Below are 12,709 nucleotides of genomic sequence, written 5' to 3' on the forward strand. Positions count from 1 at the left end.
CGCGGCAAAAAATTATTTTCCCGCCTCCGGATGGGTATCAAATGCAGCCATTACCGCGGCCAGCTCCGCCTCGGTAAAACCGTGCTTTACATCATTTACGCCGAGACCAAACTGCTGCTGAAGTAACTGATACAACGACGGTACATCCGGTACATTGACCTGTTCAACGGCATGTCCCTGGTGGTAACGCGTGAAGTGGAAATTCGTTAATGTCAGCTTGCCGCCATCAGGCAAATGGCGGCACATCAACAAATGATGACGAAAATGGGATTGCGGCCAGTGAGCCGACCAGAAATTGCCCATCACATGATCGCTCTGCTGCTGCACCCCCAGATCAAAACAGTACATCGACTGCCAGTGCTCATGGTGGCGGAATTGTAAAATCCATGTGCTTCCCTCCTGCATCAGGCGGTATTCGCCATGCGGCGTTTGCTGGGCAATTTCAGCCTGCAGACGAAGCGGCGCGGTTAGCGTTTGGCCGCCAAACCCCACGTCAGCGATCCACTGTTCATCCTCAACATCAACCAGCAGCAAACGGTGCGTGCGCGGCGGTAAACTGGCGGGATGAGACAGAATGACCCGCCCCAATAAGCTTCGGACGTTAAAACCGATGTCGCGTAACGCACGTTCAAACAGACCATTCAGTTCAAAACAGTATCCACCGCGTCGGGCATAAAGCAGTTTCTCCTCTAATGCCGTCTCATCGAGCTGTATTTCACGAGGCAGTAGCACATCCAGATTTTCAAAAGGAATCGCGCAGTTGTGCGCTAAGTGAAGCGTTCTGAGCGCTTCAACCGTAGGAACCCCCAACGGCTGACAATGTAATCGCGTAAAATAAGCATGTAAAAAAGAGGTCATCTGAGGCTTCCATTAACATTAATGCTTGCGTTCGGCACACAGGCTGAGGCGGATATCGCTGCGCAACAGGATACCCTATCCGTGGAATAGCGTTGGATACTTTTGAAAAAATAAGACAGGCCGGCTGTCGCGCCGGAGGTACGTGGAATTTTGGCGTACAAACGGAAATCGGGTTCTGAGAATCTCTTTGCGACACGCCGCCAAAATAGCGGCGTGTTAAAATTTTTAACGCCGGCTCAGCGAGTCTGATTTCTAACAAAACTGGCTAAACATAAACGCTTTTTAATAATTGTCCAAATAGTTATGGTAGCGAGCTTTTATGTCGGCCGCCCATTGCGCTTTCGCCTCCTGCATGTTGCTGGCCCGAGCGATATAATATTCTAAACACGGAATGGCGCCTAATGCCTGAGGTAAGGCATTATATGCTGCCATTCGCTCTCTGACGGTTTTATATTTTTCATCAATATCATAATCATAGTACGCTGGCGCTTCAAAAAAGCCCTCTTCCAGTCTCATACAAATCTCTTCAAAGGACCCCTTAACCTCAACGGTATGTTCGCCATCCGATATCCTGACGATTGGCTCACGTCCAGCCATCAGCGAGAGTTGTTCGAATGTTAACCTCCGACCATCAGAAAGGTCGACATCTATAGTATACAGCCCATCACACACAGCATCAGCAAGGTGATTATGGATATTCCCTGCATTGGCACAGAACTCATCAACTTTAGGCGTAACATTGCAATAATGTTCAATTACTCGCGTAAATCCGTAGGCCAGTCCTGCGGTAAGCACATACAAGATGCCTTTCATGATTTTTGTTGATAATTTATTTTCATAATCTCCTGCAGCAACATGAGGTAGCTTATTTCCTGATAAAGCTCTGGCATAGGTAGAAACTGATGTATATGGCATATCCTGCTCCTTCAAATTTTGCTCAATAGCTTTATATGTCCTACTCCTCTCTCATTATGACGATATGTCAATCAACAAAATTGCTCAAAGGCATACATTTTCAGGAGGAAATGAGAATAACAGGCGCAACGGCCTGATCTTATGCTGCTTCAATATCGTCAGGTGGTTTATCGTTCGAGGTCATATCTATGACCATAAATCCCTGCAGGGATTAACCCTGATTAATTATTGCGCAACGCAATCACTGCGGATTTGTGCTGAAAGCTTATCTGGCTGAATCGTGACCACACCGCACCACATCTGACCGCACAAATAAACACGACATCCTCATTTTCTTCTTTCCGTATGTTTTGCGTCATTTAACAATTGCAGGTAGGATGCTCCGCCGGCGGTTTTATCCCTGTCACAGAATCAGGGAAAAGCGGCATTCGCCATTGCAGGCAATCGATTGGTGAGCGCCCGTCGCGGCATAAGGAATTTTTCTGTCAGGACAGGCTATAACAGGTAACGTAATGAAAACACAGACTACGCACGCCGCAGAACAACATGCGGCGAAACGACGCTGGCTGAACGCCCATGAAGAGGGGTATCACAAAGCGATGGGGAATCGTCAGGTTCAGATGATTGCTATCGGCGGCGCGATTGGCACCGGTTTATTTTTAGGTGCAGGCGCCCGATTGCAAATGGCCGGACCGGCACTGGCGCTGGTCTATCTGATATGCGGCATTTTTTCTTTTTTCATTTTACGCGCGCTGGGCGAACTGGTATTGCATCGCCCTTCCAGCGGGAGCTTCGTCTCCTACGCCCGTGAATTTTTGGGTGAAAAAGCGGCCTACGTCGCAGGCTGGATGTACTTTATTAACTGGGCGATGACCGGGATCGTCGATATCACCGCAGTGGCGTTATACATGCACTACTGGGGCGCATTTGGCGACGTTCCGCAATGGGTGTTCGCGCTCGGCGCGTTAACCATTGTCGGTACCATGAACATGATCGGCGTAAAATGGTTTGCCGAAATGGAGTTCTGGTTCGCGCTGATAAAAGTACTCGCCATTGTTATCTTCCTGGTGGTAGGCACGATTTTTCTCGGTACCGGTCAACCGCTTGAGGGTAATGCCACCGGTTTTCACCTGATTACAGATAATGGCGGCTTTTTCCCGCACGGCCTGTTGCCCGCGCTGGTACTGATTCAGGGCGTAGTGTTCGCTTTTGCGTCGATTGAACTGGTCGGTACCGCCGCTGGGGAGTGCAAAGATCCACAGACGATGGTGCCAAAAGCCATCAATAGCGTGATCTGGCGTATTGGTCTTTTCTATGTAGGATCGGTCGTATTGCTGGTTTTGCTGCTGCCGTGGAACGCCTACCAGGCGGGGCAAAGTCCGTTTGTCACCTTCTTTTCTAAACTTGGCGTGCCTTATATCGGCAGTATTATGAATATCGTGGTGTTAACCGCCGCGCTTTCCAGCCTGAACTCCGGGCTTTACTGTACGGGGAGAATTTTACGTTCAATGTCGATGGGGGGTTCCGCGCCGAAATTCATGGCGAAAATGAGCCGTCAGCATGTGCCCTATGCGGGTATACTGGCGACTCTGGTGGTTTACGTGGTCGGCGTATTCCTGAATTACCTGGTCCCCTCCCGCGTGTTTGAGATCGTTCTTAATTTTGCCTCGCTCGGCATTATCGCGTCGTGGGCGTTTATCATGGTGTGCCAGATGCGTTTACGCCAGGCGATAAAAGAAGGCAAAGCCGCAGACGTCAGTTTTAAACTGCCCGGCGCGCCTTTTACCTCCTGGCTAACGCTGCTGTTTTTACTAAGCGTGCTGGTACTCATGGCGTTTGACTACCCGAATGGAACTTACACTATCGCCTCGTTGCCGCTGATCGCCATTCTGCTGGTCGCCGGCTGGTTTGGCGTGCGACGTCGCGTGGCGGAGATCCATCGCACTGCGCCAGTGACGGCGGATTCGACAGAGAGTGTCGTATTGAAAGAAGAAGCAGCGACATAACATTCCCCTTCCCCGGCAGCCCCAGGCCTGCCGGGTTTAATGCGCGTTGCCGCCAACACCGCATCGCGCCCAATGCTTAGTCAGCCTTAATCAACTGCGCCACATCATTGCTGTTAATTTCCCGCTGGTTGCCTTCCTGATCGGTATAACTGGTCATCCCCGTCTCTTTATCTAACTGCGGCTTACCCTGAGTTACGATCGTTTGCCCATTCTTCGTCGTCATCACATAGTTGGTTGTACAACCCGCAAGCATAAAAAACATCATGCCCAAACCTGAGCATATAAATAACTTTTTCATATTTTCCTCGTGAATATAATGAGTTAACTACAGCAAAAAGGCAGTGTAATTCTCACAGAATCATCAGGCTATCGGCGGGGTGTAACGAGGCGTATCGGTGCGTTTAAAGAGATGACTGGAGGGGTTTCCCCCTCCATACCCTATTTACAGAGCAATGCGAATAACATCATCCGGCTGCGTCGCTTCCTGTTCACGTGTCGATTTCTGCTTCACGCTGACGTAGAGCGTTTTACCGTCTGCCGATAGCGCCAGGCTATTCGGGTACGTCGGCGTATCGAACGTTTTAACAACGTTATAGGTCTTCGCATCGATCACGCTGACCTGACCTGCCTGACGATGTGTCACATACGCCTCGTTACGTGTCGGGTTAAACAGGACGGCCAAAGAAGCAGGCGCCGCGATTTTGGCAAGAATATTGCCATTACGGGTATCGACAACCAGAACCTCAGTCGCCTTCGAGTCGGTGATAAACGCGCGATGACCTGCGGTATCGAGACTCAGGTTAATAAAGAAGTGTTCTTTACCGTCATCCAGCAACTTCTTACGACTGAGAATTTTATTGCTGGCGGTATCGATGGTGATAAATTCGCCATCCGCATTGGTGGTGTACAGGCGTTGCGCTTTACTGTCGAGCGCCAGACCCGTACTCATTTTGCCGGTATTTTCGATCGTCGTTTTCAGTTTGATGGTTTCGCCATCCACTACCCAAATAGCACTCTCTTTACCAACACCGCTAATGTAGATCGTGTTGGTCGCCGCATCGGCAACCAGCTCACGGGGCTGTAACGGACGAACCTCTTCAGTACGTTTGCGCGCATCAAGTACCAGACGACCTTTTACATCACCCGTTTTGGCATCAATCGCGGTAACAGCGCTGTTAATGGTATTGCCAAACCACAGCGTTTGGGTCGCGGCATTGATGGTGGCGCCGAACGGCTTGAGATCGTTATGAATCGCTTGCGTGATTTCCAGCGTCACCGGGTCGAGACGATAAACTACGCCGCCTTTATCCAGTTTACGGCTTTGCGATGTAGCCAGCCAGAGCGCGTTTTCTTGCTGACTCCAGGCCATCTCATAAGCGCCTTTGCCTACTGCTTTACGCAGCATGTCTTCCGCCGCCAGCGTGCTAAATGAGGATGCCACGAGGAGCGAACCTAACAATAAAGAACCACGCAGGCGCGGCGAAAAAAGATGACGTAAGTGCATGACGACTCCCTTTGATAAAAACGTGTATAGCTGCTTCACACTACTTCGCTGCGCGGGATCTTCGTTCCGCACTTATTATAAGTTGAGAATAATAATCATTATTTATCAGAAAGTGGAGCTTTTCCTCGCCTGCGAATGTCATGGCTCTTAAATACCGCACATTTTCTTAACTTAATGTGCGATTAAAATTTCAAAACTTTACATATTGACTACCCTTAATGTCACGTTTTCCGTTGATACGCTTACATTTATCCGGCATTTTCATGAAAATTATTTCCGTTAGACAGCGACTTTATCCCGCCCTCTTATTGCCTCTGACCTTCTCCCCGGTCCTTCAGGCCGCCAGCGCGTCCAATGAACAAACCATGATAGTCACCGCAACGCCGCAAACCGTATCCGAACTGGATACACCTGCCGCCGTTAGCGTCATTGAGGGAGAAGACATGCGTCTGGCGACGCCGCGCGTTAATTTATCTGAGACTTTAACCAGCGTCCCGGGATTGCAGGTGCAGAACCGGCAGAACTACGCGCAGGATCTGCAAATCTCTATCCGTGGATTTGGCTCGCGTTCCGCCTTTGGCGTGCGCGGCATTCGTCTGTATGTTGATGGCATTCCCGCCACCATGCCGGATGGACAAGGCCAGATTTCGAATATTGATATTAACAGCATACAAGACGTTGAAGTGTTACGCGGCCCCTTCTCAGCGCTATACGGCAATGCTTCCGGCGGCGTAATAAATGTCACCACCGAAACCGGGATTGAGGCCAGCAGCTACTACGGCAGTTATGGAAGCTGGCGCTATGGGCTAAAAGCCACGGGCGCGATGGGTGACGGCACACAGCCTGGCGACGTGGATTACACGGTATCAACTACCCGTTTCACCACCCACGGCTACCGCGATCACAGCGGCGCGCGAAAAAATCTGGCTAATGCCAAACTGGGCGTGCGCCTTGACGATGTCAGTAAACTTTCGCTGATTTTTAATAGTGTGGACATTAAGGCGGACGATCCCGGCGGACTTACCGAATCTGAATGGAAAGCCGATCCGCAACAGGCGCCGCGCGCTGAACAGTACAATACGCGTAAAACCATCAAACAAACTCAGGCAGGATTGCGTTATGAACGTCAGCTCAGCGCGCAGGATGATATCAGCGTGATGGCCTACGCCGGAGAGCGGGAAACCACGCAATACCAGTCTATTCCCCTGGTGGCACAGCTAAAACCAGCCCAGGCTGGCGGCGTAATTACACTGCAACGCCACTATCAGGGAATTGATTCCCGCTGGACTCACCGGGGAGAATTAGGTGTGCCGGTCACCTTCACTGGCGGGTTAAACTATGAAAACATGAGCGAAAACCGCAAGGGTTACAATAACTTCCGTCTCAACAACGGCCCCCCTGAGTTCGGGCATAAAGGCGATTTACGGCGGGATGAGCGTAACCTGATGTGGAATGTCGATCCTTATCTGCAAACCCAGTGGCAGCTTACGCAAAAACTCTCGCTGGATGCTGGCGTGCGCTACAGTTCCGTGTGGTTCGATTCTAACGATCACTATATCGCGCCCGGCAATGGCGATGACAGCGGCGACGCCAGCTATCACCACTGGCTACCCGCCGGATCGCTAAAATATGCGTTAACTGACGCCTGGAATCTCTATCTTGCTGCCGGTCGCGGATTTGAAACTCCCACTATCAATGAACTTTCTTATCGCGCTGACGGCCAAAGCGGGTTCAACTTTGACCTCAAACCGTCGACCAATGATACGGTGGAAGTCGGCAGTAAAACGCGGATTGGCAATGGCTTGTTGACCGCCGCGTTATTTCAAACCGATACCGATGATGAAATTGTCGTCGCCAGTAGTATGGGAGGACGCACTACCTACAAAAACGCGGGCAAAACGCGCCGCCAGGGCGCAGAGCTCGCGTTGGACCAGCGCTTCGCCGGCGACTGGCGGGTGAAAGCATCATGGACCTGGCTGGATGCGACCTATCGCAGTAACGTTTGTCAGGGGCAAAACTGTGATGGAAACCGGATGCCCGGCATCGCCCGTAATATGGGATTCGCCTCATTAGGTTTTATCCCGGATGAGGGGTGGTACGCCGGAACAGACGTTCGGTATATGGGCGATATCATGGCCAATGATGAAAATACCGCCAAAGCGCCTTCGTATACCGTTGTTGGACTAAATACAGGGTATAAATTTAATTACAGTCAGCTTACCGTCGATATTTTTGGGCGGGTAGATAATCTATTTGATAAAGAATATATCGGTTCGGTGATCGTTAATGAATCTAATGGCCGATATTATGAGCCAGCGCCAGGGCGTAACTATGGCGTGGGGATTAATCTGGCATGGCAATTTGAATAAATATCCGGCAATAGCGGGGCATCCCCGCTATTGATTAGTCATAGTTTCATGAAAGTTACATGAAGTACTGATTTTTAATCGTCGCTACGTTTTGTTGCAAAACGTTCTGTAGGCAGTGGCGACTGGCTTCTTTATCACCAGTCACTAACGCATTAAGCAATTTTCTGTACAGATTAACGCCGTTTTGATAATCATCAAGTTTAAAATTATCATATAAAAAATGCAGACTTGGCCCCAGGCGTACCCATAATTGCTCGATCATGGCATACAGCGTTGGCATATCCGCGTAGTGGTAGATCTCAAAGCGGAATGCGCGGTTGGCCAAAAGAATTTTCTCCATAACGCCACTTTCCAGCGCCTGTTGAAATTCATCTAATAGCGCATTCAGCGTCTGCTCGCGATCCGGGGTAATCTTACCCGCAGCGGCGACCACCGCCATCTCCTCCAGGGCAGTACGAATCGTATTAATTTCCAGCAAACTTTCCAGCGAGATCTCCGGCACCATAAACGCCTGTGCTGGCGCCACCGCCAAAGCACTGGAAGAGACCAGCCTTAACAGGGCCTCACGCACTGGCGTAATACTGACGCCTAACTCTTGAGCGATATTTTTAGTGATAAGCCTTGCGCCTGGTTTTAATGCGCCAATAGACAATTGATGCTTTAACCGATTTTCAACCTGTGTGGTCAGGCTTATATGTTGTGTTTTTTCCGTACCCGGCATTTTCCTTCCTTCACCTCTTGGCAGAACAACATCGCAATCGAGTCCCGAAGAAGTTTCGGAACTTAATTGTAAAAAAGATAATCCAGGCCTGAACGGCCAAATAAATAAAAGTGATAATTTACTTGCGTGATATTCTCATCTTTTACAACAATACAGGTTTCTTTATGGCAACCGTTTTATCTCCGTCATTCCTTCATGTATCGAGATTTTTGACCGGTTCAGGCCGCTGAGCGAGATAAGCTGCCCCACCGCGATCTGAATGATGAATATAAGTAAAGCCGGAATTTTAAAATTTGCACATTTTTATGGCGACATAATGCCGCCATTTTTTCTTTACGCATCGTCCGCTAAACGTATCACGACTTTGCCAAAGTTCTTCCCCGCCAGCAGCCCCATAAACGCTTCTGGCGCATTTTCCAGCCCATCAGTAATCTGCTCCCGGTAATGTATTTTCCCTTCTTTGATCCAACGCCCCATTTCTTGCTGAAACTCATGTATCCGGTGACCATAGTCCTGGTTGATGATAAAACCTTGCAGACGAATACGCTTTTTAAGTAATGTCGCCATCAGCAGAGGCAGTCTGTCTGGACCGTCCGGCAACGCTGTCGCATTGTAGCCGCTGACCAGACCGCAGAGCGGAATCCGCGCCGACGTATTCAGTAGCGGTAAGACGGCGTCAAAGACTTTACCACCGACATTCTCATAATAGATATCGATACCCTGCGGGCAGGCCTGCGCAAGCTGTTGTGGGAAATTATCAGCGTGATGATCAAGGCACAGATCAAATCCCAAAACGTCTGTCGCATGACGGCATTTTTCCGCGCCGCCAGCAATACCCACGACCCGGCAGCCCTTCAGCTTACCAATTTGCCCAACCGTTGCGCCTACGGGGCCGGTGGCGGCGGCGACAACCAGCGTTTCGCCCTCTTTCGGCTGGCCGATATCCAGTAACCCCATATAGGCGGTAAACCCCGGCATTCCTAAAATACCCAATGACCAGGAAGGATGTTGCGGATTATCACCCAGCTTTACTAACCCTTCGCCATCTGAAATGTCATAATCCTGCCAGCCATTGTAACTCAACACCCATTCGTCTGGTCGGTAATCAGGATGGTTTGACGCGACAACGCGACTGACCGTACCGCCAACCATAACGCAGCCAGGTTCAACAGGCGGCGCATATGAGGGTTCATCGCTCATGCGGCCACGCATATAAGGGTCGAGTGATAAAAAAACGGTACGCAATAGCACCTGCCCTTCACCGGGCGTCGCGACGTCATCTTCTTCGAGGCGGAAGTTATCCATCTGCGGCGCGCCGTGGGGACGCGAGGCCAAAACCCAACGACGATTTCGGTTGGTCTGTTGCTTCATTCTATTCTCCTCATGCCTGGCATAATCCATCAATAATAGTCGAACATTAGCTTTCTGAGGGAGTTAAACACTCTCAGATATCAGGCTGTGCGCTTTTATGAACGACTTTCTTTCCCCTCTCGCTAAATATGAATTCTTGCGCTAATTCGTTGATTTATGCCGCCTTCAATAGTATTTCTAACACTATCGTAAACATTCCCTGGGGTTCCCTATGACGATTCGCTTTGCCGATAAAGCAGACTGCGCCGCGATTACCGAAATCTATAACCATGCGGTATTACATACTGCGGCCATCTGGAACGATCGGACGGTCGATACGGATAATCGCCTTGCCTGGTATGAGGCCCGTCAATTACTGGGCTATCCGGTGCTGGTAAGCGAAGAAAATGGCGTGGTGACTGGCTATGCATCATTTGGCGATTGGCGCAGTTTCGACGGTTTTCGCTATACCGTCGAGCACTCGGTTTATGTTCATCCGGCGCACCAGGGGAAAGGACTGGGGCGAAAGCTGCTCAGCAGACTGATCGACGAAGCCCGACGCTGCGGCAAGCATGTGATGGTGGCCGGTATTGAGTCACAGAATGCCGCCTCGATACGCCTGCATCATTCGCTGGGATTTACCGTTACCGCGCAAATGCCGCAGGTCGGCGTAAAATTTGGCCGTTGGTTAGATCTTACGTTTATGCAGCTCCAGCTTGATGAACACGCCGCGCCGGACGCCTGCTGATGAACCAGTCTTTGACGCTTATCTTTTTGATCGCCGCCGGCGTCGGGCTGGTGGTACAAAACAGTATTATGGTGCGTATTACGCAGACATCATCGACGATTCTGATCGCTATGCTGTTGAACTCGCTGGTAGGGATCGTTTTATTTGTGACGATATTGTGGTTTAAGCAAGGCGCTGCGGGTTTCGGCGAGCTGGTCGCCAGCGTTCGCTGGTGGACATTGATCCCCGGTCTGCTGGGGTCATTTTTTGTATTTGCCAGCATTAGCGGGTATCAGAACGTTGGCGCCGCGACGACTATCGCGGTACTGGTCGCCAGCCAGTTAATCGGCGGACTGGCGCTGGATATCGCGCGTAGCCACGGCGTCACGTTACGCGCAATGGTCGGGCCGGCGTTTGGCGCGCTGTTGCTGGTCATTGGCGCATGGCTGATTGCGAAGCGCCAGTTTTAATGGGTTACAGGATCGTGCCGCCTTTGGTGAGCTGCTCGCGGCGCGCGTCCCGATCTTCTTGATATTGCCTGCCGTGATGCGCGATAGCCGTGCGTAAACGCTGCTGCTGCACATAACGATCTTCGCGACGTAATTCAGCGTCATCGCTCAAGGCAATCAGCAATTCATTCATATGGGCAATTACGCTCTCCGCGATGGCGGCATCCACGCGGGCGCTCACTTCCTCCAGGTGCGACATAAGCTCTCCTACTCTTTATTCTGTAACAGCATGATTCGCCTATTATACGCGTTATTGTCGCCCGATGCGGTAATTCGCCGCTGCCCTCCTGATTTAACTTACGTCAAGTGAAAACACGGGGCTTAATAGACCGAGAATTCGCGCCTTTTTGCCTTTCTTCCGCCGTTTGCTTGCGTATAGACCCCGTAAAGTAGACGCGTGAAGAAGTCTAAGGGATAACAACGTGGCAAAATCTCTCTTGCGCAGCGGCAATCTGGATGATTATCAGGCCGTGGGCGGCGGCGGTCAGGCCGTATTTGAATCAGCATTGCAAATTCGCGAAACGCTTCGTCTGCGTAAACAGCAGGCGATGGTTGACTGTCTGGCGATTCCGCAACTTAACGATAATGGCGATCGGGTTGACTGGTATTCGCCGATTGAAGGTCAGGCGATAGCGTGGAAAGCGGCTGACGAAGAGACACGTTCTCGGGCTTTACGTTATTTAGCCAGCACTTTTGAAAGCGCGGCTGCACTCAGTCGCAAAAGTCTGCAATCCGGTAAAACAGCGCTCCAGCTATTTGGGTCGCTACTTGAGAAAGCGACGCAATTTCCCGGCGAAAATCATGTTTTCCTGGTTAACGGCAAACCGGTTATCACCTTCTGGGGATTCGTTAATCTCAACGAAAATACACGCGATGATGTGCTGGACTGCCTGCGGGTAACCGAGGCAATCCCCGACATCCCTCTGGTCGAGCCGGAGCCGGAGCCCGAAGAAAAGCCGCTGGTAGAGGCGGCATTTAGTCAGGCGGATGAACCTTTGTTAACGTCTGTCATTGAGCCGCCGAAAATGCCGGAGGAACCTGTTGCGCCGCCCGTTATCGTTAGCGAGCCGAAGCCGGCCACACCCATCCCGGTTGCTGAGGCGAAAAGAGCTCGCCGTCTACCGCTGTGGAGCTTACCTGTCGCTGCCGTGGTTATCGCCGCCGTCGCCACGCCTTTTTTCTGGCCATCTTCATCCGTTGACGGGTCCTCTCCTGTTCGCGCCGCGCCTGTCGCTACCGCGAAAACTGACGTTACCCCATTGCCTGAACTCACCGCGCATTTGCCGCTGCATCGCGCTGAGGTGACGCCCGCCCCCAAAGCGGCGCCGCTGCCGGAAGCGCCTGTTATCATTGCCGCTATTCCCAAAGACGCGCTGGTGATGGACAGTACGCAGATGAAGCTTGGAACCACGCGCTTTTTAAACGGTAGCTGGCGGGTCAGCGTGGATGTCAAAGATCCGATTACCGGCAAGCCGCCCTCTCTGCGTTATCAGATCCAAAATAACAAAGGTATCGCGCGCGTAGTACATGGCGATAACGTGGTTTGTCGGGCGGAAATTTTCTCTGGTCTGCATCAAACGGGCGAGCTGATGATTAAAAGTCGCGGCAATGCGCGCTGCACCGACGGTTCACGTTATCCGATGCCGGAAATTACCTGTAAAGCAGGCGTCAATGACGTCGCAACCTGTACCGCCCGTTATGGCGACCACGCGGCAATTCCGTTGACGTTTAAAAAGATAGGTGCCTGATT

At 51.1% G+C, this 12,709-nt stretch carries 12 protein-coding genes; 5 read left to right on the forward strand and 7 right to left on the reverse strand.

The window, feature by feature from the left end; translation table 11 throughout:
- Window positions 1-12 precede the first annotated feature (12 nt).
- Both nhoA and steA read right to left on the reverse strand, forming a co-directional pair.
- Window positions 13-858 carry an N-hydroxyarylamine O-acetyltransferase gene (gene nhoA / locus J1G48_RS11380; RefSeq protein WP_000200329.1) on the reverse strand — a complete coding sequence of 282 codons (846 nt, stop codon included), beginning with the start codon at window positions 856-858 and terminating at the stop codon, window positions 13-15.
- 282 nt (window positions 859-1,140) lie between these two features.
- Complete coding sequence (gene steA / locus J1G48_RS11385; RefSeq protein WP_001147138.1) at window positions 1,141-1,773, reverse strand: type III secretion system effector SteA; 633 nt, start codon at window positions 1,771-1,773, stop codon at window positions 1,141-1,143.
- 512 nt (window positions 1,774-2,285) lie between these two features.
- Here steA and ansP point away from each other — a divergent pair.
- Entirely contained in the window at window positions 2,286-3,779 is a 1,494-nt protein-coding gene (gene ansP, locus J1G48_RS11390) for an L-asparagine permease (protein ID WP_000857112.1), read from the forward strand.
- A 76-nt stretch (window positions 3,780-3,855) separates the two neighbouring features.
- On the opposite strand, the gene J1G48_RS11395 is transcribed toward ansP, so the two are convergent.
- Both J1G48_RS11395 and J1G48_RS11400 read right to left on the reverse strand, forming a co-directional pair.
- Window positions 3,856-4,077: a YgdI/YgdR family lipoprotein gene (locus tag J1G48_RS11395; protein ID WP_000732362.1), complete on the reverse strand. Its 222-nt coding sequence runs from the start codon at window positions 4,075-4,077 to the stop codon at window positions 3,856-3,858.
- Between the two features lie 144 nt (window positions 4,078-4,221).
- Window positions 4,222-5,283, reverse strand: coding sequence for a YncE family protein (locus J1G48_RS11400; protein WP_000550636.1), 1,062 nt, complete (start codon window positions 5,281-5,283; stop codon window positions 4,222-4,224).
- Window positions 5,284-5,546: 263 nt separating this feature from the next.
- Here J1G48_RS11400 and pqqU point away from each other — a divergent pair, with 263 nt between their 5' ends.
- Window positions 5,547-7,652 (forward strand): TonB-dependent receptor PqqU, encoded by a 2,106-nt coding sequence (gene pqqU / locus J1G48_RS11405; protein ID WP_000692056.1) that lies wholly within the window; start codon window positions 5,547-5,549, stop codon window positions 7,650-7,652.
- A gap of 55 nt (window positions 7,653-7,707) precedes the next feature.
- Here pqqU and mcbR read toward each other — a convergent pair whose 3' ends face one another.
- Window positions 7,708-8,373, reverse strand: a complete 666-nt coding sequence (gene mcbR / locus J1G48_RS11410) for a colanic acid/biofilm transcriptional regulator McbR (protein ID WP_001119592.1) — start codon at window positions 8,371-8,373, stop codon at window positions 7,708-7,710.
- 333 nt (window positions 8,374-8,706) lie between these two features.
- Entirely contained in the window at window positions 8,707-9,744 is a 1,038-nt protein-coding gene (locus tag J1G48_RS11415) for an NADP-dependent oxidoreductase (RefSeq protein WP_001517827.1), read from the reverse strand.
- A gap of 211 nt (window positions 9,745-9,955) precedes the next feature.
- On the opposite strand from J1G48_RS11415, the gene mddA reads away from it, so the two are divergent.
- Window positions 9,956-10,471: an L-methionine sulfoximine/L-methionine sulfone acetyltransferase gene (gene mddA / locus J1G48_RS11420; RefSeq protein ID WP_000155373.1), complete on the forward strand. Its 516-nt coding sequence runs from the start codon at window positions 9,956-9,958 to the stop codon at window positions 10,469-10,471.
- Window positions 10,471-10,920: a DMT family transporter gene (locus J1G48_RS11425; RefSeq protein WP_001076565.1), complete on the forward strand. Its 450-nt coding sequence runs from the start codon at window positions 10,471-10,473 to the stop codon at window positions 10,918-10,920. The genes mddA and J1G48_RS11425 overlap by 1 nt, the downstream gene beginning before the upstream one ends.
- Window positions 10,921-10,924: 4 nt before the next feature.
- On the opposite strand, the gene J1G48_RS11430 is transcribed toward J1G48_RS11425, so the two are convergent.
- Entirely contained in the window at window positions 10,925-11,158 is a 234-nt protein-coding gene (locus J1G48_RS11430) for a YdcY family protein (RefSeq protein WP_000018720.1), read from the reverse strand.
- A gap of 223 nt (window positions 11,159-11,381) precedes the next feature.
- Here J1G48_RS11430 and srfA point away from each other — a divergent pair, with 223 nt between their 5' ends.
- Window positions 11,382-12,707, forward strand: a complete 1,326-nt coding sequence (srfA, locus tag J1G48_RS11435) for a virulence-associated effector SrfA (protein WP_001129957.1) — start codon at window positions 11,382-11,384, stop codon at window positions 12,705-12,707.
- The last annotated feature ends 2 nt before the right edge of the window (window positions 12,708-12,709 follow it).

It is taken from the genome of Salmonella sp. SAL-020 (genome assembly GCF_017372215.1).
Classification (GTDB): Bacteria; Pseudomonadota; Gammaproteobacteria; order Enterobacterales; family Enterobacteriaceae; genus Salmonella; species Salmonella enterica.